Genomic DNA, 24,377 nt, shown 5'->3' with positions numbered 1-24,377 from the left:
CAAAGGATACTGAAAATGCGCCGACCAGCATGGGTCGTGATGACCTATGCCGTCCTTCTGCTACTGGCAGTGGTGACGGCCCTTCCGAACTTTCTTTCCAAAGATATACGCGACACGCTGCCGCCTTGGGCAACCAGCCAGACGGTCTCACTCGGCCTTGATCTGCAGGGTGGCGCGCATCTGCTGCTCGCCATCAATCGCGCGGATCTGGCAACCGCGCGCCTTGAGGAGTTGCGTCAGATACTTGTATCCGAGATGCGCACGCTGAACCTGAACCCGGCAACGATCCGGGTGAACGGCACCGCGTTGTCTGCTCCCGCAAACGACGCGCTACTGGCGGCTTTGCAGGTGGTGGCGTCCGCCACCGCTCAGTCCGGTATCCCACCGGACTTTACCCTCGACCTGTCCGACGGCCTAGTGCGGTTGTCCCTAACGTCATCCGGACTTGACCGCGCGGCAAGCGATGCCGCCGATGCCAGCCTCGAAGTGATCCGTCACCGGGTTGATCAGGTCGGTGTCTCCGAGCCGGTGATCAGCCGGGTCGGCGATGATCGCATCCTTGTCCAGATGCCGGGCGTCGAGAACCCGGCCCAATTGCGCGCGCTCTTGGGATCGACTGCAAAGATGAGTTTCCAAATGGTCGCACCGGGGCCCGGACCGGGCGTGACGCTGCTGCCGCTTCGGGACGGCACGGGCGAGATCCCGGTTGAAGACCGTGTGGCACTGTCGGGCGATCAGCTGGATGCGGCGGCCTCGGGGTTCGAACCCGACACCGGCCAGCCGATGGTTACCTTTAATTTCGACCGGCAGGGCGGCGTTGCATTTGCCCAGATTACGGCCGCCAATATCGGTCAAAGGTTTGCGGTTGTTTTGGATGGTGAAGTTCTGACCGCCCCGGTCATCCAGCAGGCCATTCCGGGCGGCCAAGGTCAGATCACCGGCGATTTCACGCTTGAGGAGGCGCAGACGTTGGCGGTGCTTCTGAACTCGGGCGCACTGCCTGCCTCGCTCGACGTGATCGAGGAACGCAGCGTGGGTGCAACACTTGGTGCGGATTCCATCCGTGCTGGGTTGGTGACGGGCGCAATCGGTCTGGCGCTGGTGGTGGCGATCATGGTTGGGCTTTACGGCGGTTGGGGCCTTCTGGCCAGCGCCATTCTTGGGCTGAACGTAATACTTACGCTGACCGCGTTGGGACTTTTGGGGGCGACGCTGACGTTGCCGGGGATCGCCGGGATTATCCTGTGTCTTGGCATTGCAGTGGACAGCAACATCCTGATCTTTAGCCGTATCCGCGAAGAAACCGCCAAAGGTGCGATCGCGATCAAGGCGCTGACGCTCGGTTATGGGCGGGCCTGGGCGACAATCCTTGACGCCAACATCACAACGCTACTGGCGATGGTGTTGCTTTTCATGTTTGGCGCCGGGGCGATCCGGGGATTTGCCGTCACGATGAGCCTTGGCATCGTCATCTCGATGTTCACGGCCGTCGCGCTGATGCGGTTCATGATGGAGACGCTGGTGCGTCGCCGCAAACTCAAGCGGCTCGACATCGCGCCGCTGTTTGGTGGCGTGCCCGCGCCGAGGAGACTTTCCTTCATGCGGCGCGGGCGACTCGCACTTGCGATATCGGCAGTGCTGTCTGTGGGGTCGCTGGGCCTGCTTGCGGTGCCTGGGCCTAACCTTGGGATTGATTTTACCGGCGGGGTGCAGATGGTCCTGCGCTCGGACGTGCCCGTCCCGTTGTCCGAGTTGCGTGCCGCCATCGCGCAACAGGTTCCGGGCGACGCGAGCCTGCAGGCCTTCGGCAATCCCAATGAAGCGCTGATCCGGGTGCAGGGTGAGGTCGGGCAGGCCACGGTTGCCGCCGTCGAACGTGCAGCAACAGACGTGATCCCAGATGCGGTGTTCAACCAGATCGACCTTGTTGGCCCAACGATCAGCGGCGAACTGGCAACCACCGGCTTGCTGGCACTTGGCCTCGCGGTCCTGGCGATGTTGGCCTACATTTGGGTCCGGTTCGAATGGCACTTTGCTGCCGGTGCCATCGCGGTGCTTTTCCTTGACGTCACCAAAACCTTTGGCTTCATCGCCCTAATGGGATGGGAGGTGAACCTGACCACTATCGTCGCCCTGCTGACGCTGATCGGTTATTCGGTCAACGACAAGGTCGTGGTCTATGACCGGATCCGCGAACACCTTGCTGAAGGCCGTGAAGACCCCTTGGCTGATGTCATCGACCGAAGTCTCAATCAGGTTCTGGCTCGGTGCATCTTTACCTCTGGTACAACGCTCGCAGCGATTGTGCCGATGGCGATCTGGGGCGGGCCTGCGGTATCGGGCTTTGCCTGGCCAATGATTGCGGGCGTGACAATCGCCACCGCGTCTTCGTTGTTTGTGGCGGGTCCGGTCCTCGCCTGGCTCGCGCAGCGCAACAAGGTTGCGGTTATGCCGGATGACCTGCGCAATCTGGCCTGAAAACGACCATCGCCGGGGGCGCAATCCCCCGGCGAGATACCTCTATCGCAGTTCACTGGGCAAGGTCACTCTGACCGTTTATTGCACCTGAATGAATGATAAGAAAACAAGGATGCAGTTCAAGTCGAGAGAGCCTGAACCCGCGTCGCCACTGGCCTAAAGGAGCCTGAACACATCATGGAAATCGACTTTTTGACACTGGCACCTTACGTTGCCGTAATCTTGTTCCTCGGTGTTTTTACAGCCTTTGTTCTGGAACTGCGATCCCCGGATGTTGTCGCCTTTTGCGGGGCGGCAACAGCTCTTGCCATCGGACTTGTCAAGCCGACCGATGTTCTGGATGCGCTCGCTAATCCTGCACCTGCAACCATTGGCGCGATGTTCGTCCTCAGCGCGGCCCTTGTCCGGACGGGCGTACTTGAGGCCCTCAGCAATGTCCTTGGTCGATATGCGTCGACCCGTCCGGTCCTGACACTCGCGCTGTTCTTCAGTGCCGCTGCCGGGGCCTCGGTTTTCATGAACAACACACCGGTGGCCATTGTGCTGATTCCGGTCGTGATCACCCTTGCGCGTCAAATGAAGATTGCGGCTTCGCACCTTCTTATCCCGCTGTCTTACATGGTTATTCTTGGCGGCACCTGTTCGCTGATCGGGACCTCGACGAACCTGCTGGTGGATGGCGTTGCACGCGATCTGGGGATGGCTCCGTTCAGTCTGTTCGAGATCGCGCCTGTCGGAATCGTCGTCACCATCGTTGGCGGAGCTTTTCTGGCGATCGCCGCTCCGCGCCTTCTGCCCGTGCGACAGACGGTCGGAGAGGTTCAGTCCAAGCGCGACGGCCGCACCTGGCTGGTTGAACTGTTTATTCCTGCGGGCTCGCCATTGATCAGCAAGACTGTGCTGGAAGTTGACGCTTTTAAGAAGGCCGGAAGTCGGGTCGTTGATCTTGTCTGTGGCGACCTTTCCCTGCGCGCAACCCTCGCCACATCGACGATGGCGGCTGGTGATGTTGTGGTTGTGAAGACCACAGATACCGAGATCATGGGGTTTCGCGACGGCGCTGCTGTGGGCAACGCCGTTCTGGGCACCGAGCCGTCGACCGCCCGGCGCACGTCGATTGTCGAGGTCCTGATCGGCCCGAATTCGAAAGCGCTGCACAGGATGGTCGGGCGCTTGCAGTGGCGCCGCCGTTTCGGGGTCTATCCGGTCGCACTCCACCGAAAGGGAGCAGCGGTCGACATGCGTCTTGCGAAGATGAAACTGGAGGTCGGCGATACTCTCCTACTTGACGGTGCGCAGGAAGATATCACGCGGCTTGCCGTCGAAGAACAGTTGATCGAGCTTTCCCCCGTGACCTCGCGGGGCTTTCGCCGCAAGAAAGCCCCCATCGCGATTGCCACCATGGTTGCCGTTGTTGTTTTGGCGGCCCTGAATGTGGCCCCGATCCTGACCCTTGCGCTGATCGGGGTTGCGGTGGTTTTGCTGACAAACTGCATTGATGCGGATGAAGGAGTGGGGGCGATCGATGGCCGGTTGCTGTTGCTGATCGTTTCGATGCTGACATTGGGGAGCGCATTGGACAATTCGGGGGCGCTTGCGCTGATCGTCGCCAAGGTATCGCCGCTGCTGTCCACGGTCCAACCGATTGTCGCCCTTGCACTGGTCTTTGCCCTGACGTCGATCCTGACGGAGCTGGTCACCAACAATGCAGTCGCCGTCCTGCTGGCACCGATCGCTGCGGGCGTGGCAATCCAGCTTGGCCTTGATCCGCGTCCTTTCGTTGTAGCTGTGATGTTTGCTGCAAGCGCAAGCTTTGCGACGCCAATCGGCTACCAGACCAATACGCTCGTCTATAACGCTGGTGGGTACAGATTCACTGATTTCCTCAAGATCGGTATTCCGATGAATATCATTACCGGGACAACGACGGTGTTACTGATCCCGCTCATTTGGCCACTGGTGCCCTAGAAAAAGATATCAGCGTTCGTTCGCCGTCAAGAAGGTCTATCTTGGCTCAAAGCGAAATTTTGATGCCGGAACAATGGGGTAAAAAAGGTTTTCTGGGATCAGCAAAACAACGCCTACGTCCCGGTGACGTCATTGAAATTCAAAGAGCAGTAGCCATTTTGATTAGTGAGAAGAGCGCGGGAAAAATGAGGAACACTTGAAGTGTATCGAAGGGATAATCCCGATTTGATTGCTTTAACTGAACCAAATAGCCTTCCGACAGCCATAACCCCAAACCAAAGGTTCAAAAATACGATGAAATGTCCGGTTGATGGCGAAACCCTAGTGATGACTGATCGCTGCGGTGTGGAAATTGATTACTGCCCAACTTCCCGCGGGACAAGCACAACAGGCGCTGAGGATCGCGACTGGGACGATGGTTACCGTCGCAGGGAACGTGACAAGCCTCGGAATAAGCGGCGCGGATACCTTCTGGGTGAGCTATTCGATTTTTGAACGGCCAAATAAATCTTGTGAGGCCTGAAATGAAACATTTGCGCGTGAGCGGACTCGAGATCAAAAATGATAAAAACGGCAATGGTCATGATAATGTTTGTGATCGCTAACTTCGCTTACGCCCAAGACGCCGACAAGTCGGAAGAAATGCGAATGCTCGGAAATTGCAGGGGGTGCAGCTTCGAAGACGTGGATTTTTCCGAACTCAGATTGACGGGAATAAACCTCAAGGAATCACGCTTGAGCGCGGTTGATTTTCACGCGGCTCAACTCAGTATCGCGGTCTTTATTGGGTCTGTGTTGCGAGACGTAAATTTTGCGTCTGCCAACCTGCGAGGTGCAAGTTTTACCGGTGCAACCCTTATCAATGTATCCTTTGAAGGTGCCGATTTGCGCGGTGCTGTGTTTGAGGGTGCCTTGATGGAGAATACTGACCTCCAACCGGCACTGCTCTGCAATACCCAGATGCCCAACGATTTAATGGACAATTCAGACTGCAACTGATTGTGCAAAAGAATATCCGATGGGGATCGATGCTTTGCGTAGTCCGGTTGTGCTCATCCCGTGATCGGTAAACTTACAAATACCTGCCCTCAAGCCAGCCGGTGGAACACTTGACAATTTTGGACGTCGGCAAAGGCCAGGTCAACGGAAGGGGATGGTGGCCCCAAATAGACACAAACGGTACAATAAATTCTTGAAATGGCGGCTGACGTGCGAAACAGCGTTCATTCAGTACGTTTCGGAAAACTGGATAGGTGGGCTCTGAGTAGTCACTGACCCAGCCTTGATGCAAGATCTGCCCGGAAAGACGAACGGCAAAAAGCCGATCGTCGTGGCAATTCTCAACGCATTTTCAAGCTCGACACCTAAATACCGCACCGTGCTGTCCACCTTGGTATGTCCAAGCAAAAGTTGGACCGCGCGAAGATTGCCTGTCTTACGGTGGATGGCCGTCTCTGGCCGTGCCTGCGTCTGGTATTGCGCTCTATCAACTATGGCGCTTAATCCATTGAGCTAAAGTGCTTTGGGCCGAAATCCATGGAATTATCCTCTTGAGTTAGCTCTGCTCGGCTTCCAATTTGGGAATGGACAAACAACGGGAACCAAAATGAGCGCTCGATTATCAACGGCAATCCGGATTAGTGATGCCTCCAAGGCGATTTTGCAAAAAAACGAAGAGCTTTCCAGATCAGCGTTTTGAAGAGATTGATGACTGGAGTGATCTCGGGCATGTTGGTGTAGAGCCCATGCTGTTAGCGCTGTCGATGGAATTGGCGCTAAAGGCGTGGTTCGTTTTCGATCACGACGATCCAAAAGTCATCAAGTCACATGATCTGTTAAAGCTGTTTGATGGCTTGCTGCCTGAAAGTCATTAGCGGCTCGATGACGCGTTTAAACGATCGGTAAATTCGCCTCATTCTAGCGTCGTTTTCGTCGATTATGGTATTCGCGACATTCTTTCACAGCACAAAGACGCATTCGTAGACTGGCGCTATCTCCACGAGCCAAAGAAAACGATGATGTTTGACCAGAGCATTTTTGAGGCGACGCTTGAGATGGTGCTCCGTGAGTTCAAAAAGAGGTACCGAACTGAACCGGTGAAACCAATTTTTTGACATCCTAAATGATGTCTGCTTCAGGGAAGTTGCACTATGGCGATGAGTGGCCGCTCTGGGCAGTGAGCAGACATGGTCAGTTTGGGCGGAATGCGGCCTTTCGCTGCAATTTTCGTGAACGTCGGCTTTGCTAAAAGAAGCGCATGCAACTCCGTACCCCCACAGGCTCTTGGAGAAGCCACATTCCTTGATGATTTTAAAAGTGATCCGAAAACGCTATTTGCCCGTAATGTAGATGAGTTTAAATTTTAGTCAGAAAGTTTTAATTAACGGTGTTCAAATTCAGGAATGCCTAGATTGGAAGGAAAGTAAAATGAGACAGTTACTGGTCAATGGATGGAACTTCATATTTAATTCTGAAGTAAGCCCGCTTCGTCACATTTCAGATGTCTCGACACGGCATTATGTTCTGCAAGCGTTGGGGCTAATGTGGGCCGCTGCTTTTGCCGTCGCAATCGGAAGCTACACGGTACTTGCTGCGAGCATTATTGGACATACAGTATTGATAGGGGCCGCAGCGATTACGGTCGCGACTTATACCGCTGCAGCGACGAAACCGAATTTATTCACAAAGGGTTCAGGTCGCCGCTCTGATGGTGAGCACGAGTAAATCCTTGGATCACAAATAGGGCGGGGTAAATGAAGGCAATACTCATTTTTGTTCTGGCGTTTGGTTTGACCGCTACTGAAACACACGCCATGTTTTTTGGAAACTGGATTGAACAGAAGTTTTCTCTTTTCTCCAGCAACAAGTGGACTCAGTCGCGCCAAGGCGTAAGGGTGATATCGGACGGCTCAGTATCGCTGCTATGGACTCGACTGCCCGCCTCGGACAGTAGTGCAGTTACCGCGAAGTGGAATTGGTCCGTCGATAACAGTGTTCCTCCCACGACGCTCTCGAAAAAGGGCGGTGACGATCGCAATCTTGCGCTCTACTTTGTGTTTGTGCCGCCTGAGGTTGCTGAAAAAAACCGAAATTCCAATATTCGAAAACTGCTAAAGGTGAATGACGCTCGTATCTTGATGTATGTTTGGGGGGGCAATTACGCACGGGGCGACATTGTTCCGTCACCCTACTTGGGAATGCGCGGGAAAACGATCATACTTCGATCCGCGGGGACTGGTGAATTTGGCGAAAGCGTAGATCTGGCTGCAGACTATAAAAGGGCTTTCGGTGAGCCAAAAACCGTTCTGGTCGGCCTCGCCGTATCATCCGACAGCGACGATACAAAGACAATGGTACGCGCAGGCCTGCAAGACCTTCGTCTCGAATAGCAAAGTCTTCCGATGGCGATTTTTTCCTATCTTGTCTTGTCATACGGGCCCAAAACTCGAGTATCACTTTTTCTTGGTAGCGAGCGCTTGCCTTAATGCGCGAGGAGTTTCAGTTAGATAAAAAGGCTGGGGGCCTAAGAGAAGACCACGTCGCCCTGTGTCTGCGAATGCAGCATTCGACAATAAGCGCAGTACAGGTTGGTCCCCGCTACTTTTCGAAGGGCACCTTCGATAAAGACGGATTTTCCAGAACCGCAGGACCAGTAATAATTGTTCTCTCATATTTTGAAACAAATCCAAACGCAAAATTCTCGTTGTTCAAAGGATTAATTCCTGTAAATCGACGCTCTATGAAATTGAAAAACGAATGCAAAAAAAAAAGCCCCGAAAACCATCGGGGCTTCCACTTCAAATTGTACTTGCCTTTTAGGGTAAGAGCACTTTGTCTATCGCGTGGATCACTCCATTGGACGCAGGAACATCCGCAATAATTACAGTCGAGTCGTTGATTTTAACTCCGTCCAACCCGTTAACACTAATTGTGCCACCCTGGACCGTCGTCAAAGGTCCATTGCTCCCCGAAAGAGCGCTTGCTGAGTAATACCCAGACACAACGTGGTATGTCAAAATGGAGACAAGTTGATCCCTATTCTCTGGTTTTAGAAGGCTTTCAACTGTACCAGCTGGCAACGCTGCGAATGCTTCGTTGGTCGGAGCAAAAACAGTAAATGGTCCGTCCCCCTTAAGTGTTTCGACGAGTCCAGCTTCCGAAACCGCTGCTACAAGAGTCGTAAAATCACTGTTAGATGATGCAACATCAACAATGTCATCGCCCTTCATATTTCCGGTCGAGCAGCCTGCTGTCAGCGCAATCAGTCCAACTGCGGCAATCGATTTCAGCGCATTTCTTCGTTTCATAATCTATCTCCCATTTGATTTAATGTATGGGTTACGCATCGCATCCAAAAATGGATCATTTTTATATTTTAAATTTTGATGAGCGCTCTCCAACAGCTTCGAACGGAGTCTCGAAAAGTATTGTTAGTAAACGAACAGTCAGGCTTGGCAGTAAAAAATTGCAAAGTGTTTCGCAGAAATCGAGGAAAGCTCTGATCTGGGTATGAACTTTGAATTGGATGTTACGCAAATAGGCGGCACTGTGGCATACATTGCCTGGCACGATGAAACGGCGGGCAATATTTATACCTTCACGGCAACTCGACGCGCTGACCAACATCCGAGCGGCGATGACCGATTAAGTCAAATCCATATAAGAAACAAAAGGTCCGTGGACGTTGCCAATCCCGCCCATTGTTTTCACAGCAACAGCCAACTAGCCGCCATTTGTCGCAAATCTGCCCAACGGCCGCTTGGGGCCGTTCGCGACATTCAAACCGACCAGCCGTCCTGCATTCGCCGCATGACGGCCGAAATCGACATATCCGATAGCATGCCGCCTTGAGGCGCTGAAAACAAGGTGTGTCATTGAACCGTGGCAAAGCATCAAGAAGGGTTACGGCTTCTTCTGTCAGCGGCACACGATGCAGCTTGCCGTTTTTCATGCGAGCGGCCGGAATGCTCCAAACAGTGGGCATGCTAGAAATAGCGTCTTCGCCGATATCGAGTTCATCCCACGTCATTCCACGCACCTCACCTGAATGTGCAGCGGTGAGCCTAAGAAACCGTAACGCGCGTGCAGCCATCCCGTCGCGCTGTCCAAGGCTCACCCACCAGCGGGGTACACCACCTAAGGCCAGCGCCGGTTGGTGATTGGAGTTGGCGACCTTTGTGGGCTTGGGACGGATTTTTGACAGGTTGCCCTTCCAGCGCGCGGGGTTGTTTCCAGACCGGTGTCCGGCCACAGTCGCCCACGATAGGACGTTCTCGATCCGCCCGCGCAGACGTGGTGTGGTTTCCGTCTTTTCAAGCCAAATCGGTTCCAGAACGCGCAACACATCCTGTACGGTGGTCTCCAAATCCTGCTTCTGCAAAGGTAAAAACCTTGCGCGTTTTGCGCTTGTCGGCCAAAGGGTCTCCCCTGAGCATAGCCTTGCCGCGAATTTTAAATGCAAGCTTGCGTGCAGTCGCTAATGATACTGTGGGCAGGCTGCCCAACCCAATTTCACATCTTTTACGACGAATGGTGATGCGCTGCACCCATTGCCGCGCACCGTTTTTTGCCACGCGGAGAAACAAGCCTTGCCCATCGAAATATTTGCCCAGTTTGTTCACGGTTTCGACGAACCTTGGCGACAATGCTTTCTCGGGTCGCCTTAAGTTCTTTTGTGGCATTCTTAAAATACCCCAAAACGTCCCCCACCTAAACGCGAAATTCCTAAGAATAAGACGAACATACTATACAAGGGAAGGCAGGAATACTGGCAGCGTGTTAGATTTGCTGGGATTTGAGTTACGTCTGCCCGTGCACGACGACGATACATCACCGTTGACTTGTACACGTCGGAGCAGAAACACATAGAGTGTTTCCCCTGAATGAACTGTGGCGGCCGTGCCTTGCAATCCTTCGTACTTGCCGTCGTCAGGATTGCTTAATCTTGTACCATTTTTGTGACCCGACTATCCTATCTAAATTGAAGTTTTTATTCTTGAAAATGGAAAACATAGTCTAAACCTGTCACTCCCGACCATTGATAAATGGCAAGCCATCTTCGCGTGGGTTTCTACGTTTTGGCCCCCTACAAGCGTTTCCATAGCCAAAAATCTTACAGCCCGTTCAATGGCTAAGGAAACCCTGTCCGGCGTGAGGGTGATGTGGGTGAAAAGGCTGCAGGCACCTGTTGCATGAGTTGGCAGATATTCAGGAGTGCCCTCACCAAGGAGGAATTACCTCAGGAAATCTGGCCCAGCGCGAATGCGCCTCTGCCTAATCCAGACCAATGCGTCAATGTATTTGGAGCAGAAAAAATGTTGCCAGATACTGTTTAAGGCATATAATAAGAGAGATTACGCGGCATCGCTTCACTCTATTTGCAAAATAGCTTTCGGCGAGAGACTCTGACTAAACTTTTGTTATTGGACTGTTTTAGCTGCGGCAGCAAAGAGGGCGCGACGGTATTTATGGCCCTCTTTCCCCGCGATTTCTAATACGCAAAGTTGTGACAATAAAATGGAGTAACAAGCAATGGAGCCCCACCAAATGCATTTAACCAAGGAGCTTGTCTCCCGCGTTCCTCCGTTTGAAGGAGAAAGCGGAAAACTCTCCTCACGGGACGATTTGCCGACGGACGTAGATTATGCAGGCGCTGTTGAGGAATTGTTGGCCGGCGCACCCCCTTCAGGTGAGGTCTGGATATTTGCCTATGGTTCGCTAATCTGGAGCCCAGAATTTGATTTCGTGGAAGAGCGATTGGGCACACTTGCTGGCTATCGACGTTCTTTTTGCCTCGGATGGGTGCGGATCTATCGCGGCACTCCAGAACGACCCGGCATCATGTTGGGCCTTGAAAGTGGAGGATCTTGCCGCGGTGTGGCCTTTCGATTGCCCAATGTGACCCTCAGAGAAAACCTCGAACGAGTAGTGCGCCGTGAACACCCGATCCAGTGGGAGAAATTGCATATGAAATGGGCCGACGTCCGTACTGACAGTGGCCCAATTCGCGCCCTTATTGTCGTGCTCGATACGTCGCACCCAGCTTATCTTCCAGACCTCGCGGAAGACGTAATTGTCGAGGCGCTTGCGACGGCGGCCGGGGAGCGCGGATCAATGGCCGAGTACCTACGCAGCACGGTGGAGCATTTGGAAGATCGCGGTATTCATGATGGCTATCTTTGGAAGATGCAGAAGTTGGTGGCCGCACGATTGAGCCGTTGACCACCCCGCAATGTGTAAGCGGACCAAAATCTATGCTGTTGAAACTAATCGAGGGTAGGCAGTAAGGGCAGGGCAAAACATCGTGCTCTCGAACTGTGGCGACAGCAATTAAAACCTAAAAACGTCCCAACGGAGGTTTTGCGGACGCGTTGACCTTAAGGAATCAAGGCTTTCGCGCGCAAAGGACGAAATGCGTGATCGAAAAGAAAAAGCGACCCTTTTTTGCAAGAGCGTGTTGTTCCTCTCTCCATAAGCGACCCTCATTTTCAGAAATGTGGCCTTGGCCTACGACGTAGGCTTCCATGACGTGCATCATCAAATTTGCCAGCCCGTCTGTTTTTAAAACATAATCGCAGACGGTCACGGGCCTTATCTCGTCGACGACAAATCCGGCCTCCCGTAAAAACGAAGGCAGAACCGCGGGGATACGCCGCTCCACAAAATGGTGGTCCCAAGCTGCAATCATCCGCGCCATGCGATCCGGATCATCACTGTGCCAGATCAGACTATCGAGATGGAGATCCCCAATCGCCAATCGTCCCCCCTTGCGCAGCACCCGAAAGACCTCTTTTGATGCGGCGGGCAAATCCTCCACATATTCGAACACCTGTATTGAGGCCGCTTTGTCGGCGCTCCCATTCTTCATCGGTATTCCGATGGCTTGAGCATCCAAAATATCGACGGTTTCAAACTCTTTGCACCGCGCAATCGCAGCCGTTCGCATATCAGGGCTTGGATCAATACCGACCACTTTTCCCGCGGTTCCAACAGCCCGCGCTAACTCCAATGTTAGAAGACCATTGCCACAGCCGATATCCAGAATGGTTTCGCCAGGGGCAGGTTGCAGGGCATCAAAGGACGCTTGGCGTCTTCGGGTGACATCCGCCCCTTGATAGGCGACTTCCAGCAATCGGTTTGTTTTGGCGTCGAACTCCAACATCGCTTAGCCCGCCTCAACGAGGTCGTAATGCGTTATCCTCCGAGTTTCGACCAATTCGGCCTCGGCAGGGTCAATATGGGGGCTCTGATAGTCTTCACCGGCGAAGGCTTTTAATGCGTCCAGACTGTCCCAAACCATCACAAAACTAAATTCCCTTGGAGAGTCCGGACGAGGGGCGCCGGGCAACACTTGGACGATGCCTTTTGTTGCGCGCATCATTGGGATCGCAGTCTCGTGGAAGAATTTACTAAACTCCTCCTCTTTACCCGATCTCGCAACCACTTGAAATATTCGGATGATCATATCGCAAGCCTCCCAATCGCCGCCTTTGCCATCAAATACCTACCAACTTAAGGTAATATAGCATATTTTTAGGACTAAGTCAGCTTGAGGGGCCTTCGCCGTTGCTATCGTGGCGCAGAGTAGAACAACTGCGACAAAAGCGATCGGTCGCGCCGAGTTCGAATTGCGGAGTTACGCCAATCATTTGCCGATATATTTGAATATGAAAATCAATAGGCGCTCTGAACTGTTTTTAATCCTCTTGTCTGGATTATGCCCTAATCCGCGGCGTATTTTATCCCCTAGTTCACGGTGATTTCAGGGGTTGAAGGAGGCAAGGCAACGCTCGGGCCGTCGATGGCTTACATGCATTTTTCTAGGTGGGGCTTCTTGCCGATTTGAGCGGTCGCCGCATGTCGGCCAGTTTGAAAGGGGCATCGTTCTGCGTGGGGGGATGCCAGTGCGTAAACATTTCAACAAAGACTTTGAATAGGCTAAAGTGTGGTATTACAAGTATCGAGGGTCTGTTTCGGTCATAGAACCATTACTTTTGATGTCGTTGGACCCGTCTGAATTAAACTTGGCGAAGATTTAAACCTAGGAGAAAACCTGTGTTCAAAACTGTACTTAAAATTTCATCTATAACGGCCCTTTCTACAGTGCTGCTATTCGCTCAATATTCGGTCGGTATGGCACACGGCGGCGGCGGACATGGTGGCGGCGGACACGGAGGTGGTGGGCATGGCGGCGGCGGACATGGTGGTGGATATGGCGGCGGACATGGTGGTGGGGCGGATCATTACCATGACGATCACCATGATGACCACTATCAAGATGATCATTCCCACGATGTCGATCACCATTACGATCATCACACCGATGCCGCGAGAATCGCGCTCGGGATTGTCGCAGGAATGGCAATTGGTACCGCGTTAACGTCGGAACCTCCAAGCTGTGCTGTGGAAGTGGTTCAGGGGGTTCAGTATTGTTATGATGGGTACAATTGGTACCAAATTGAAGCTGGGACATATGTAGTTGTCGAGCGGCCCTAAGAGAGACATACGCTTGTTCAAAAAACCACCACTACAGTCATAACTTGGCGCTAAAGTCCCCTTTTTGCTCACGTGGGAAAAGGGGACTTGAAGTTCGACGACCATGTGAAATCTGAATTCATCGTTCGTTGCAGTTACGGCGCGCTGACGGGCGCGAAACTACGCCCATAGGTTCTTTCTGAACTGTGAGTTCTAACGTTGTGAAAATAAACGTTTTTAGGTGTTAAGTTGTCGTTAGATAATTTGCGTGCGACCCACTTCGAGCTAAACGAGCAATTTTTCCGAATTCGAAGTCTGCAGCATCTTAACCTGTGATCGAGCTAGATTTAGGAAAGCCGATACCGCGGGGTTATTTTCGGCCAGACATGAAGGTTTGAGCGCAAAATACCGGTGCAAATCTTCTTTTAACGGCAGAACCCTTATGCCGCGACGGTCGGAGGGCAGGGTGGGTTCTGGCACCACTGTGACGCCCAATCCTTCGCGCACGAGGGCGAAGGAGCTGATCCAGTCGCGCACCTCCATCCGAACGTCTTGCAACCCACAACCGAGGGTCTCCGCAAGGCTTCCCGCGTGGATCGTGCACCCGCCCGTCGCCAATATAAATGGCTCATTTGAGAGGCGCGCCAAAGAGACGCTGTGAATAGGCGCCGTCGCGATCGCGTGGCCGGAAGGCAGGACGGCCACCCAGTCGTCTTGCCCCAGCGGGAATTGGGTGGCGCTATAGCTTTCGACGGCGGTCACCCCGAGGTCCACCGTGCCTGCGGCGAGCCAAGCTTCGATTTCGGTATCACTGGCTTCTAATGTCACGACCTCAATGCCCGGATGTAATTCTTGAAAGCGGCGCAGAAGCGGCGGCAGAAGTGTGTGAAAAACAGACGGAAACGCCGCAAGCCGCAGGCGCCCCTGTTCAACGCCACGGGCCAAATCGGTGGCGCGTTTGATCCGGTCAAGACTGGCAAGCACATCACGCGCTTCTGCGAGAACCTCGTCGCCAATCGCCGTTGCTTCAGCACCGCGTTGTGTCCGAGATATGAGCATGACCCCAAGATGGGTTTCAAGTGCCGCCAAGGCTTGGCTGACACCCGATTGTGACAGGCCCAACCTCTGGGCGGCAGCGGTGAGGCTACCTGTATCCGAAACGGCCACGAGCACACGGATTTGCGATAAATTCATACTATAAGTCCTACTTATACCCACTATCTTTCTCCATAAGTATCACTTGTATGATCGTTGTGCCAGTAGAACATGGAAAAGGAGACAGCCATGACCACTTGTTCAGTTGAAACCACCCGCAGTTTACCCCCCGCCGTTGCGATTGCTGCACTTGGCGCGAGTTCGTTCATGATTACGCTGGACGCGACGGCCTTGCATGTGGCTTTGCCCACAATTGCAGAGGAGTTGGGCGCTGGGTTGTCAGCCCTTCAATGGATTACCAATGCTTACACGCTGGTCTTTGCTGGTTTACTCCTGTCCTCGGGGGCGCTTTCCGACCGGCTTGGCGCACGCAGGGTCTTCCTCGCGGCGCTCCTCTTTTTCTTGGGAGCATCGACGTTGTGCGGCCTTGCGCCCTCTACGGAAGTTTTGATCGCGGCACGGGCCATTCAAGGTATCGGGGCCGCTGCGATCCTTCCAAGTTCTATGGCACTCCTTGTGCATGCGTTTCCGAACCCAAAAGACCGCGCGTACGCCCTTGGAACTTGGAGCGCGATTTCGGCCGTGGCGCTGGTGGCCGGGCCTTTGCTGGGTGGCTTTCTTGCCGGAACTCTAGGGTGGCGCGCGATCTTTCTTTTGAACCTGCCTGTTGGGCTTTTGGCTTATATTGCGGCTTCAATGTCTGTTGGAAACCCCGACCAGCAGCGACGTGCGTTTGATCCGCTTGGTCAGACATTTGGCATGTTGGCCCTCATCGCACTAGTTTTCGCGGCCACGGAAGGTCAGGAATTGGGCTGGATGTCGTTTCCCGTGCTGGCGACGGCGGTCGTCGGTGTGGTGGCCGTCGCGGCCTTCGTGATAATAGAGCGACGCCACGTCGATCCCATGCTGCCATTCCAGATTTTTAGATCACGCGCCTTCACTGGTGCGATCATGGCCGCGTTCCTCTACAACTTTGCCTACTACGGCGCATTATTTTCGCTATCGATCATCCTTCAGGCTGATGGGGCCGCGCCAGTTTCTGTCGGACTTAAGTTCGCCCCCATGACAGCCACCACAGCCATCGTAGCCTATGCGATTGGCCGTATGGTCGCAAAGTTTGGGGCGCCCCTTCCAGGAATGATAACCTTGAGCATTGGCGCGGTTGGCGCGGCGCTCATGGTTTTCGGAGGTTTTACGTCCACAATCTTCCTGCTTGGTTCCCTGCTGATCGGAATTGGCGGCGCGACACTGCCTGCCATCGTGGCCACAGCCCTTGAGAACGTGCCGTCCGCAAGAGCGGGCGTCGGATCCGCAGTGCTCAACACCGCGCGTCAGGCTGGCGGTGCTTTCGGCGTGGCCGTTCTTGGAACTCTGATTGCCACGGCATCGCCAAGCGTGGCATTGGCAACAATCAGCGCAAGCTTCCTCCTCGGTGCCATCGCGATGAAGGTCAGTTTGAACCCTGCCGTGAAATGAAGGGATAATTTTCATAGCAAAAGCAATGCTCCGCAAGCCATCCTATTGCAGGAGCAAGGGGACCTAGCTCTTTATGGGCCGTCTAAGATTTCCACCGAAAGTATTGTCGGCAGATGTCGCGCGATCTCTTGCCATGTTTCGCCCTCGTCGGAACTGGCAAAGACCGAGCCAGAGTTTGTCCCGAAATAGACCCCCGCTGGGGTGCGGGTGTCCGTGGCCATGGCCTGTCTCAAAACGGTGAAATAACACGCGTCTTGCGGTAATCCCTGACGCATATCCTGCCAGCTTTGCCCACCGTCCTGCGAACGCCATACCGCCGCTGAAGCATCGGGCGGGAAGCGTCCTTTGCTGTCGCCATTCAAAGGGAGGGTCCAGACCGTGTTGGGAACGCGCGGATGGACCGCGATCGGGAAGCCAAAGAGCGACGGTAGGCCGTTACTAATGTCGTCCCAACTACGCCCGCCATTTGAGGAACGCCAGACCCCGTGATGGTTCTGCTGATAAAGCACATCTTCGCGCCCCGGCGCCCGCACCATATTGTGCACGCAATGCCCAAGTTCACCGTTTTGGGGCGCGGCGGGATGGTCATGCCCCTGACAGGCTTCAGCGTTTGAAAGGCGAATGCGGCGCTCCCACGTGGTACCGCCGTCCTCTGTGGCGAAGACACCTGCGGCGGATATGCCGACCCAGAGTTTCTCCGGGTTCGACGGCTCAGGCACGATTGTATGCAGCACCAATCCCGCGGCTCCAGGTATCCACGCTTCAACCGAAGGATGATCCGTGAGCCCCTCAACCTTGGTCCATTGTTCGCCACGATCTTTACTTTCCAACAGGTTCGCAGGTTTGGTTCCCGCGTAAAGCTTGCCGTGACTGAAGTTTAGCGACCATATCTGAGAAAAATCATCCGTGAAGGGCAGCGCCTCATCGGTCCAGCCGATCATCTTGGCGAAGTCTGGATCGTTGGCGGCCCATTCGTCCATCTTGCCTTTTGATAAGCGGGTGACCTGCCAGCTTTCACCGCCATCGGTTGAGCGCCAAATGCCCGCTCCGTGCCAATCACCTCCACCACCAGCCCACAGCGTCCCGGTTTTGGCATCTCCCACAACGTGGTTAATTGGCCAGCCGTCACAGTAAGGCCCGCGCACCTTCCAGCCCTCGCGGTCGGTGCCGCCAGACAATAGAAAAACACCCTTGGTCGTGCCAACAAGTACATTGATATTGTTTACAGACATGAGATTTACACTCCCTAGAACTACACACATAATAGCAATCACGCCCCCAAGCGCCTAGTGTAAATTTGTCGTCGTACCCGTCTCGGACCGCGCCGATGGTACGCGATATGTGTGAAATTGCGGACCCAGAAACTTTACGGAATAAACTCCGTTTGATTCAGCCCTAGGAGATGAAAAGTCGCCAAGAACTCAAAAGGGGGAACACTATGTGCCAGCATGCCGCGCAACCGAGATTAATTGTCGACTCTGTACTGAGATTTGTTGATGACTATGCAATGAACGTCGCCCGCGATGGGAGACATTAAAGGTGGGGTGAAAAATGGGGCGTGTGCGTTTCGTTATTGGCACGCCTCACCATGGAATAAAGGCCGATAACCGCACTGGATGATTGTTGTCGTCAAAGTTTAGCATTCTATAGTCGGAGCCAACGCGGATCGGCATTGTGTAACGCAGTTAATCGCATTGTAGAGAGCGAAGGCAGACTTCGCGCGGCACCTAAATATATGAAAAGAAATGAGCGCTGATGGCACAAGTCACCGACCCAGAGGTTTTAAAATTCATCGCAGATACAGAAGCGGCATACCCGTCCGAGGCCAATCTGGCCACACCGGAGGAAAACCGCATGTATTATGATGCCATGTGCGCGGTATTTTGGGCGCCGCACCCCGAAGGTGTAGCGGTTCTAGATATCGAAGTTGGCGGTATTCCTGTGCGCCAATACCGATCGAAAACTTCCGGCAAGGGGGCAATACTTTATACGCACGGCGGTGGTTTCGTCGTGGGGTCGTTGGACAGTCACGATGACGTCTGCGCGGAACTTGCGGCGGCGACGGGGGTCGAGGTTTGGTCCAGTCATTATCGTTTGTGTCCGGAACATAGCTATCCGGCGGCGTTGGATGATGTCGAAACGGTTTGGCGGAAATTAACCGCAGATGGGCGAGGAGCCATCGTTGTTGGCGATAGTGCGGGGGCGCGACTTAGTGCGGCGCTGTGTTTGCGTTTGCGCAGGGTCGGGGGGCCAATGCCACTGGCACAGATCTTGATTTATCCGGGGCTTGGCGGCGACAAGACGTTGCCTTCGTTTGTGGATAACGCGGAGGCTCCGCTCCTTCGGACTGTCGATTTGGCGCATTATGAAACCCTCTATAAGGGCGATTGTCAGGATGAAGACGACCCCGAGCTTTCGCCTCTTCGGGCGCGGGATTTTGCCAACTTACCGCCTGCCTTTGTCGTCACGGCGGATGTGGATCCCTTGCGCGATGAGGGGCCTGCCTATATTGCGAAATTGCGCAGCGCGGGCGTAGAGGCCAGTTGGCGCAACGAGCCGCAGCTTATCCATGGGTATTTACGGGCTCGCCACCGAAGTCAGAGGGCGCGCGACAGTTTTGCTGCGATCATTGCGGCGGCGCGGGTATTTCTTGCCTGAACAGCCCCTTCGCACTGGTATCTAAAGAACCTGTTTTCGTTTACGCACGGAACTGATGCGCATTTTATAGTGCATGGAAAAGGCGCGGCTAAGCGCTGAAGCCGAAGAAAAGCCCGTCAGGAGCGAAATCTGAATTACCGAGAGGTGTGTTTCCACCGCCATGTCCCGCGCACGCGTTAATCGCAGAAGCTGGTAGTATTTTCCGGGCGGCATTTGCAGCTCATTTAAGAAAATGCGGTTCAAACTTCGCAGGGATGTCGAGGTGGCATCGGCAATATCCGAGAGGGAAATGGGGTGCTCAATATTGTCCGCCATGGTGTTAACAGCAGCGCGCAGGGCAGGTGATCCTGCGGTTTTCATCAGCCCCGCCCCTTGGTTGATCCCAAACTTCCAGTTCACATCAAACACAAACATATTTGAGACGTCAAAGGCGAGGGCGGCCCCATATTGATCCTGAATGAGCTTCAAAATCATATCCATGACGGTGGAGGCCCCGCCACATGTAATATGGTTTCCCGATTGCACGAAACGGTCCTCAGAGAGCGTTACATTGGGGAACCTTTCGCCAAATGCATTCATTTCCTGCCAGTGGATGGTGGCCTCGTGACCTTCTAGAAACCCCGCCTCAGCCATGAGCCAAGCGCCGGTATCAATTCCAACAATATGACGCGCGCTGTTGCGAAGCTGATGCAGCTTTAAAAACACCTCTGGTGTCGCGTGTTGGCGAACCCCATAGCCGCTGACCAAGATCAAATAATCGACGTTTTCCACCTCCGCCAAAGCGAGGCTCGGTGTGATCTGAAGGCCACTGGAACTTTGAACGGGCTGATCAAAAACACTCGCCGTTTCCCATGTGAAATCCGGCCCCGTGGGAAGGCCATGCGCCACGCGCAGCGGCTCAAGAGCGCTGGCGAGCACCATGTTTGAGAATCCATCAAACAGTAGGAAACAGAAGGTTGGTGACTTATCTGGCATGATTCGTACATATTATGGCATTTTATGTAAAGTATCTGCCCTATTGCACCCTTTAGAATTCTTCCTAAGCATCGGCACCCTGCAAAATCTGCCTTGGGGCGGCTTCTATGCCATGACATCTGATCGAAGAGGAAGGCATCCATGCCTCTAACTATGAACCGCGACGTTTTTATTACCTGTGCTGTAACGGGGGCGGGCGCGACCCAAGATAAGTCCCCGCATGTCCCGCGCTCCCCAAAACAAATCGCCAAAAGCGCGATTGATGCCGCAAAGGCGGGGGCCGCTGTCGTGCATTGCCACGTGCGCGATCCGCAAACGGGCGCCCCTTCGCGCGACTTGAACCACTACCGCGAGTTGACGGATCGCATCCGTGACGCCGAAGTCGACGTCGTTTTGAACCTGACGGCGGGCATGGGCGGGGACATCGTTTTTGGCTCGGCGGAAAGCCCGTTCCCGCTAAATGCTGCGGCAACCGATATGGTCGGCGCAACCGAGCGCATGGCCCATATCACCGCGTGTTTGCCAGAGCTTTGCACCCTTGATTGCGGGACGATGAATTTCGCAGAGGCCGACTATGTGATGACGAATTCTCCGGGAATGTTGCGTGCTATGGGGCAGATGATGACGGACTTGGGCGTCATGCCAGAAATCGAAGCCTTTGATACGGGGCACCTTTGGTTCGCCACGCAACTGGTGAAGGAAGGCATTCTGAAATCACCCGCCTTGGTACAGCTTTGCATGGGGGTGCCTTGGGGCGCGCCCAATGACATGAACACCTTCATGGCGATGGTGAACAACATCCCAGCGGATTGGAATTGGTCCGCCTTCTCATTGGGCCGCGATCAGATGCCTTATGTGGCGGCTTCTGTTTTGGCGGGTGGCAACGTCCGTGTCGGACTTGAGGACAACCTGTTTTTGGAGCGCGGCGTCCTCGCCACCAATGCGCAGCTGGTCGAAAAGGCCGTGGGCGTGATTGAGGGAATGGGGGCCAAGATTATGGGTCCGCAAGAGGTTCGGGAAAAACTGGCTCTGGTAAAACGAGCACCGAAAGGGGCGCGCGGATGAAAGCGACGATAGTTGGTGGTGGGGTGATTGGCGGAGGCTGGGTTGCCCGTTTTTTGCTGAATGGATGGGATGTTTCTGTCTTTGATCCTGACCCAGATGCGGCACGAAAAATTGGGGATGTTCTAGCCAATGCGCGGCGCAGTTTGCCATCGCTTTACGACAGGGCGCTTCCGCCGGAAGGGGCGCTTACGTTCCATGAGTCGATGGCTGATGCGGTTTCAGGGGCCAATTGGATACAAGAGAGCGTACCCGAACGCCTTGACTTAAAACACGCGATACATAAGCAAATACAAGAGCATGCGCCCCATGATGCGATCCTAGGCTCCTCAACCTCGGGCTTCAAACCCTCCGAATTGCAGGATGGCGCAGATCGCCCTGCACAGGTCATCGTGGCACACCCGTTTAACCCCGTTTATCTGCTGCCCTTGGTTGAAGTCGTCCCCTCGGCATTGACGCCAAGCGCGCTCACAGAACGGGCGCGCGATATCCTGATTTCTATCGGCATGAAGCCCCTCATCGTGCGTAAGGAAATTGACGCACATATCGCGGATCGTTTGCTTGAAGCTGTTTGGCGCGAAGGACTTTGGCTTGTCAGCGATGGCATCGCCACCACCGAGGAAATCGACGACTCCATTCGCTATGGCTTTGGCCTGCGTTGGGCGCAAATGGGTCTGTTTGAGACCTATCGCGTGGCGGGCGGCGAGGCGGGAATGAAGCACTTCATGGCGCAATTTGGCCCCGCGCTGAAATGGCCGTGGACCAAATTGATGGACGTGCCGGAGTTTACCGATGAGTTGGTCGATCTCATTGCGGGTCAATCAGACGCCCAATCTGGCCACATGTCGATCCGCGAGCTGGAACGCCTTCGCGATGACAATCTTGTTGGCATGATGCGGGCGCTGAAAAAATCAGGGAGCGGGGCAGGCGGGACGATTAATTCCCATGAAGCGACGTTGCCAACACCGGATTTTGTCGACCTTCCGGTAACTGTTTCGCGCCAAGTTCCGCAGAGCTGGACCGATTACAATGGCCATATGAATGAGGCCAAATACCAAGAAGCAAGTTCACAGGCGACGGATCGATTCATGGAAATGATCGGCGTTGACGCTACGTATGTCGCGTCTGGCGGCAGTTATTTTACCGTAGAGTCCCACCTGCGTTTTCTTGAGGAGGTTAAGGAAGGCAGCGTGTTGAAAATAAAGACGCAAGTGCTCTCAGCTGCGGGCAAAAAAATGCATTTATTCCACCGGATGTATAAGGATCAGGGGGAAACTTTGGTCGCGACATCTGAAACTCTGTTGTTACACATGGATCTAAATGCTAGAAAAACAAGCCTGCCTTCGCGCGCGGTCGCAGATTGCCTCGCGGCATTTGTGCAATCCCACTCAGGGATGCCACCACCAGAAGGCGCAGGTCGTTATGTCGGTCAATCAGATCGCAGCTGAAATACGTCGCCGGACAACGGTGAGAAAAGGGACCTCGGACGAAAACACGAAGATGCGATTTCTATCAATCACTCAAAAAAACTGGGAAAACAACCATGAACGATGAACTGAAATACCTTCTGGCTCGCACCGCACAAGGCAAATACAATCGCCGCGCTTTTCTTGGCAAAGCAGGCGCACTTGGCATTACCGCTGTGGCCGCGAACACGATGCTTTCCTCCGCGGCCCATGCCGCTGGCCCCGTTCGTGGTGGCACGCTGAGCATTGGTCTTGGTGGTGGTGAAAGTACCAATTCGCTCGACCCAGCGGCGGCAACCTCCCAAGTGATCTTCAACATTTTGCGCCAATCGGGCGAAAACTTGGTCAATGTATCCCCATCGGGTGAGATCGATTTCCGCCTTGCAGAAAGCATCGAGAGCACCGCCGACGCAAAGACATGGTCCTTCAAAATCCGCAAGGGTGTTGAGTTCCACAATGGCAAGACTTTGACACCAGAGGATGTTCTTGCGACGCTGGAACGCCACTCAAACGAAGAGTCAAAATCCGGCGCACTTGGGATCATGCAGGGCATCGAATCCATGCGGGTCGACGGCGATTCAGTTGAGGTCACCCTCACGACACCCAATGCCGATTTACCATTCCTTATGGCTGACTATCATCTGGTCATTCAGCCCAATGGCGGCATGGATGATCCAACGGCGGGTATTTTCACGGGCCCCTATGCGATCACCGTCAATGAACCCGGTATCCGCTATGTAGGCGAGCGTTTTGCGAACTATTGGGATGATAGCATCGGTCATTTCGACACCGTTGAAACTCTCGTGATCAACGACGCGACGGCCCGTAGCGCCGCGTTGCAATCTGGTCAGGTCCAGATGATTAACCAAGTCGATCCAAATGTTGCAGGCTTGCTTGATCGCTCGCCGGGCTTGAGCGTGCGCAACGTTTCCGGACGGGGACACTATGTCTTCATCATGCATTGTGACATGGCACCGTTTGACAATAACGACCTGCGCCTTGCGCTGAAATATGCGATCAACCGTGAAGAAATGGTCGAAAAAATCCTTTCTGGCTATGGCAGCATCGGCAACGATTTCCCAATCAACGCGGCATATCCCCTGTTCGACGATACCATTGCTCAGCGCACCTATGATCCTGAAAAGGCCGCTTTCCACTATAAGAAATCCGGCCACGACGGCAGCCCGATTATTCTGCGCACAGCCGATGGCGCCTTCCCTGGTGCGGTTGATGCGGCGGCATTGTTCCAGCAATCTGCGGCAGCGGCGGGCATTCCGTTGGAAATCAAGCGTGAACCAAACGACGGTTACTGGTCGGAAGTCTGGAACAAACAGCCGTTCTGTGCGTCTTACTGGAGTGGCCGTCCTGTGCAGGATCAAATGTATTCCACAGCTTATACGACGGGCGCTGACTGGAATGACACGCGGTTCTTCAACGATACCTTTGACGGTATTGTCTTAGAAGCACGCTCAGAATTGGACCTTGTGAAACGCAAGGCTCTGTATAGCGAAGCAGCCATGCTGGTGCGCGATGAGGGCGGAGTGATCTGTCCAATGTTCAACGATTTTGTCGAGGGTGTACGCGACGATATCGCAGGATGGGAAGCCGATCCGAACCTTGAAATGATGAACGGATTTGCGGCTGTGAAATGCTGGAAGGCATAGT

At 54.1% G+C, this 24,377-nt stretch carries 23 protein-coding genes and 1 pseudogene; 15 read left to right on the top strand and 9 right to left on the bottom strand.

Annotation, left to right across the window (positions count from 1 at the left end):
- The first annotated feature begins 15 nt into the window (after window positions 1–15).
- The 5 genes from secD (at window position 16) to AB9F27_RS09420 (ending at window position 5,445) form a co-directional block, all read left to right on the top strand.
- Entirely contained in the window at window positions 16–2,478 is a 2,463-nt protein-coding gene (secD, locus tag AB9F27_RS09440) for a protein translocase subunit SecD (RefSeq protein WP_335584940.1), read from the top strand.
- A 177-nt stretch (window positions 2,479–2,655) separates the two neighbouring features.
- Window positions 2,656–4,446: an SLC13 family permease gene (locus tag AB9F27_RS09435; protein WP_335584941.1), complete on the top strand. Its 1,791-nt coding sequence runs from the start codon at window positions 2,656–2,658 to the stop codon at window positions 4,444–4,446.
- Window positions 4,447–4,487: 41 nt separating this feature from the next.
- A complete protein-coding gene (locus AB9F27_RS09430; RefSeq protein ID WP_335584942.1) occupies window positions 4,488–4,646 on the top strand; it encodes a hypothetical protein in 159 nt (52 codons plus the stop codon).
- A gap of 94 nt (window positions 4,647–4,740) precedes the next feature.
- A complete protein-coding gene (locus AB9F27_RS09425; protein WP_335584945.1) occupies window positions 4,741–4,941 on the top strand; it encodes a zf-TFIIB domain-containing protein in 201 nt (66 codons plus the stop codon).
- 66 nt (window positions 4,942–5,007) lie between these two features.
- Entirely contained in the window at window positions 5,008–5,445 is a 438-nt protein-coding gene (locus AB9F27_RS09420) for a pentapeptide repeat-containing protein (protein ID WP_335584943.1), read from the top strand.
- A gap of 324 nt (window positions 5,446–5,769) precedes the next feature.
- On the opposite strand, the pseudogene AB9F27_RS09415 reads toward AB9F27_RS09420, so the two are convergent.
- Window positions 5,770–5,898, bottom strand: a pseudogene (locus AB9F27_RS09415) (integrase); the annotation flags it as partial.
- Between the two features lie 293 nt (window positions 5,899–6,191).
- On the opposite strand from AB9F27_RS09415, the gene AB9F27_RS09410 reads away from it, so the two are divergent.
- From AB9F27_RS09410 to AB9F27_RS09400, 3 genes are all read left to right on the top strand, one after another.
- The gene (locus AB9F27_RS09410; RefSeq protein WP_335584944.1) at window positions 6,192–6,320 is read left to right on the top strand and encodes a hypothetical protein; all 129 of its coding nucleotides are present in this window, start codon (window positions 6,192–6,194) and stop codon (window positions 6,318–6,320) included.
- 553 nt (window positions 6,321–6,873) lie between these two features.
- A complete protein-coding gene (locus AB9F27_RS09405) occupies window positions 6,874–7,170 on the top strand; it encodes a hypothetical protein (RefSeq protein ID WP_335586883.1) in 297 nt (98 codons plus the stop codon).
- 29 nt (window positions 7,171–7,199) lie between these two features.
- Window positions 7,200–7,835: a DUF3047 domain-containing protein gene (locus tag AB9F27_RS09400; protein WP_335586884.1), complete on the top strand. Its 636-nt coding sequence runs from the start codon at window positions 7,200–7,202 to the stop codon at window positions 7,833–7,835.
- 426 nt (window positions 7,836–8,261) lie between these two features.
- On the opposite strand, the gene AB9F27_RS09395 is transcribed toward AB9F27_RS09400, so the two are convergent.
- From AB9F27_RS09395 to AB9F27_RS09385, 3 genes are all read right to left on the bottom strand, one after another.
- Entirely contained in the window at window positions 8,262–8,753 is a 492-nt protein-coding gene (locus AB9F27_RS09395) for a fasciclin domain-containing protein (protein ID WP_335586885.1), read from the bottom strand.
- Between the two features lie 290 nt (window positions 8,754–9,043).
- Window positions 9,044–9,811, bottom strand: coding sequence for a site-specific integrase (locus tag AB9F27_RS09390; protein WP_335586886.1), 768 nt, complete (start codon window positions 9,809–9,811; stop codon window positions 9,044–9,046).
- Complete coding sequence (locus tag AB9F27_RS09385; protein WP_335586887.1) at window positions 9,759–10,127, bottom strand: Arm DNA-binding domain-containing protein; 369 nt, start codon at window positions 10,125–10,127, stop codon at window positions 9,759–9,761. Before AB9F27_RS09385 ends, AB9F27_RS09390 begins: the two co-directional genes overlap by 53 nt.
- A gap of 865 nt (window positions 10,128–10,992) precedes the next feature.
- On the opposite strand from AB9F27_RS09385, the gene AB9F27_RS09380 reads away from it, so the two are divergent.
- Window positions 10,993–11,667, top strand: a complete 675-nt coding sequence (locus tag AB9F27_RS09380; protein ID WP_335586888.1) for a gamma-glutamylcyclotransferase — start codon at window positions 10,993–10,995, stop codon at window positions 11,665–11,667.
- 163 nt (window positions 11,668–11,830) lie between these two features.
- Here the strand turns inward: AB9F27_RS09380 and AB9F27_RS09375 are convergent, their stop codons facing one another.
- Window positions 11,831–12,607, bottom strand: coding sequence for a methyltransferase domain-containing protein (locus AB9F27_RS09375; protein WP_335586889.1), 777 nt, complete (start codon window positions 12,605–12,607; stop codon window positions 11,831–11,833).
- Between the two features lie 3 nt (window positions 12,608–12,610).
- Window positions 12,611–12,910 (bottom strand): hypothetical protein, encoded by a 300-nt coding sequence (locus AB9F27_RS09370; RefSeq protein ID WP_335586890.1) that lies wholly within the window; start codon window positions 12,908–12,910, stop codon window positions 12,611–12,613.
- A 590-nt stretch (window positions 12,911–13,500) separates the two neighbouring features.
- On the opposite strand from AB9F27_RS09370, the gene AB9F27_RS09365 reads away from it, so the two are divergent.
- On the top strand, window positions 13,501–13,941 hold the full coding sequence (locus tag AB9F27_RS09365; protein WP_335586891.1) for a hypothetical protein: 441 nt from the start codon (window positions 13,501–13,503) through the stop codon (window positions 13,939–13,941).
- Between the two features lie 264 nt (window positions 13,942–14,205).
- Here AB9F27_RS09365 and AB9F27_RS09360 read toward each other — a convergent pair whose 3' ends face one another.
- The gene (locus tag AB9F27_RS09360; protein WP_335586892.1) at window positions 14,206–15,114 is read right to left on the bottom strand and encodes a LysR family transcriptional regulator; all 909 of its coding nucleotides are present in this window, start codon (window positions 15,112–15,114) and stop codon (window positions 14,206–14,208) included.
- A 90-nt stretch (window positions 15,115–15,204) separates the two neighbouring features.
- Between AB9F27_RS09360 and AB9F27_RS09355 the strand changes: the two genes are divergently transcribed.
- Entirely contained in the window at window positions 15,205–16,551 is a 1,347-nt protein-coding gene (locus AB9F27_RS09355; RefSeq protein WP_369757667.1) for a DHA2 family efflux MFS transporter permease subunit, read from the top strand.
- A gap of 71 nt (window positions 16,552–16,622) precedes the next feature.
- On the opposite strand, the gene AB9F27_RS09350 is transcribed toward AB9F27_RS09355, so the two are convergent.
- Window positions 16,623–17,783 (bottom strand): exo-alpha-sialidase, encoded by a 1,161-nt coding sequence (locus AB9F27_RS09350; protein WP_335586894.1) that lies wholly within the window; start codon window positions 17,781–17,783, stop codon window positions 16,623–16,625.
- Between the two features lie 523 nt (window positions 17,784–18,306).
- Between AB9F27_RS09350 and AB9F27_RS09345 the strand changes: the two genes are divergently transcribed.
- A complete protein-coding gene (locus AB9F27_RS09345; protein ID WP_369757666.1) occupies window positions 18,307–19,209 on the top strand; it encodes an alpha/beta hydrolase in 903 nt (300 codons plus the stop codon).
- Window positions 19,210–19,230: 21 nt separating this feature from the next.
- Here AB9F27_RS09345 and AB9F27_RS09340 read toward each other — a convergent pair whose 3' ends face one another.
- Window positions 19,231–20,184 carry a GlxA family transcriptional regulator gene (locus tag AB9F27_RS09340; RefSeq protein ID WP_335586037.1) on the bottom strand — a complete coding sequence of 318 codons (954 nt, stop codon included), beginning with the start codon at window positions 20,182–20,184 and terminating at the stop codon, window positions 19,231–19,233.
- Between the two features lie 141 nt (window positions 20,185–20,325).
- Here AB9F27_RS09340 and AB9F27_RS09335 point away from each other — a divergent pair, with 141 nt between their 5' ends.
- From AB9F27_RS09335 to AB9F27_RS09325, 3 genes are all read left to right on the top strand, one after another.
- On the top strand, window positions 20,326–21,249 hold the full coding sequence (locus tag AB9F27_RS09335; protein ID WP_335586038.1) for a 3-keto-5-aminohexanoate cleavage protein: 924 nt from the start codon (window positions 20,326–20,328) through the stop codon (window positions 21,247–21,249).
- Window positions 21,246–22,694, top strand: a complete 1,449-nt coding sequence (locus AB9F27_RS09330) for a carnitine 3-dehydrogenase (RefSeq protein ID WP_335586039.1) — start codon at window positions 21,246–21,248, stop codon at window positions 22,692–22,694. Before AB9F27_RS09335 ends, AB9F27_RS09330 begins: the two co-directional genes overlap by 4 nt.
- A 95-nt stretch (window positions 22,695–22,789) precedes the next feature.
- Window positions 22,790–24,376: an ABC transporter substrate-binding protein gene (locus tag AB9F27_RS09325; protein WP_369757665.1), complete on the top strand. Its 1,587-nt coding sequence runs from the start codon at window positions 22,790–22,792 to the stop codon at window positions 24,374–24,376.
- The last annotated feature ends 1 nt before the right edge of the window (window position 24,377 follow it).

The organism is Falsihalocynthiibacter sp. CO-5D18, assembly GCF_041205445.1.
In the GTDB taxonomy this organism is placed as follows: Bacteria; Pseudomonadota; Alphaproteobacteria; order Rhodobacterales; family Rhodobacteraceae; genus Falsihalocynthiibacter; species Falsihalocynthiibacter arcticus.
This window is presented reverse-complemented; position numbering and strand designations above follow the sequence as displayed.

Excerpts from the sequence above, each read along its gene's own strand:
- AB9F27_RS09420 (WP_335584943.1), top strand. The coding sequence starts at position 5,008 with ATGATAAAAACGGCAATGGTCATGATAATGTTTGTGATCGCTAACTTC.
- AB9F27_RS09425 (WP_335584945.1), top strand. The coding sequence starts at position 4,741 with ATGAAATGTCCGGTTGATGGCGAAACCCTAGTGATGACTGATCGCTGC.
- AB9F27_RS09395 (WP_335586885.1), bottom strand. The coding sequence starts at position 8,753 with ATGAAACGAAGAAATGCGCTGAAATCGATTGCCGCAGTTGGACTGATT.
- AB9F27_RS09345 (WP_369757666.1), top strand. The coding sequence starts at position 18,307 with ATGGCACAAGTCACCGACCCAGAGGTTTTAAAATTCATCGCAGATACA.
- AB9F27_RS09330 (WP_335586039.1), top strand. The coding sequence starts at position 21,246 with ATGAAAGCGACGATAGTTGGTGGTGGGGTGATTGGCGGAGGCTGGGTT.
- AB9F27_RS09375 (WP_335586889.1), bottom strand. The coding sequence starts at position 12,607 with ATGTTGGAGTTCGACGCCAAAACAAACCGATTGCTGGAAGTCGCCTAT.
- AB9F27_RS09370 (WP_335586890.1), bottom strand. The coding sequence starts at position 12,910 with ATGATCATCCGAATATTTCAAGTGGTTGCGAGATCGGGTAAAGAGGAG.
- AB9F27_RS09410 (WP_335584944.1), top strand. The coding sequence starts at position 6,192 with ATGCTGTTAGCGCTGTCGATGGAATTGGCGCTAAAGGCGTGGTTCGTT.
- AB9F27_RS09340 (WP_335586037.1), bottom strand. The coding sequence starts at position 20,184 with ATGCCAGATAAGTCACCAACCTTCTGTTTCCTACTGTTTGATGGATTC.
- secD (WP_335584940.1), top strand. The coding sequence starts at position 16 with ATGCGCCGACCAGCATGGGTCGTGATGACCTATGCCGTCCTTCTGCTA.
- AB9F27_RS09360 (WP_335586892.1), bottom strand. The coding sequence starts at position 15,114 with ATGAATTTATCGCAAATCCGTGTGCTCGTGGCCGTTTCGGATACAGGT.
- AB9F27_RS09335 (WP_335586038.1), top strand. The coding sequence starts at position 20,326 with ATGCCTCTAACTATGAACCGCGACGTTTTTATTACCTGTGCTGTAACG.
- AB9F27_RS09355 (WP_369757667.1), top strand. The coding sequence starts at position 15,205 with ATGACCACTTGTTCAGTTGAAACCACCCGCAGTTTACCCCCCGCCGTT.
- AB9F27_RS09325 (WP_369757665.1), top strand. The coding sequence starts at position 22,790 with ATGAACGATGAACTGAAATACCTTCTGGCTCGCACCGCACAAGGCAAA.
- AB9F27_RS09385 (WP_335586887.1), bottom strand. The coding sequence starts at position 10,127 with ATGCCACAAAAGAACTTAAGGCGACCCGAGAAAGCATTGTCGCCAAGG.
- AB9F27_RS09350 (WP_335586894.1), bottom strand. The coding sequence starts at position 17,783 with ATGTCTGTAAACAATATCAATGTACTTGTTGGCACGACCAAGGGTGTT.
- AB9F27_RS09435 (WP_335584941.1), top strand. The coding sequence starts at position 2,656 with ATGGAAATCGACTTTTTGACACTGGCACCTTACGTTGCCGTAATCTTG.
- AB9F27_RS09380 (WP_335586888.1), top strand. The coding sequence starts at position 10,993 with ATGCATTTAACCAAGGAGCTTGTCTCCCGCGTTCCTCCGTTTGAAGGA.
- AB9F27_RS09405 (WP_335586883.1), top strand. The coding sequence starts at position 6,874 with ATGAGACAGTTACTGGTCAATGGATGGAACTTCATATTTAATTCTGAA.
- AB9F27_RS09400 (WP_335586884.1), top strand. The coding sequence starts at position 7,200 with ATGAAGGCAATACTCATTTTTGTTCTGGCGTTTGGTTTGACCGCTACT.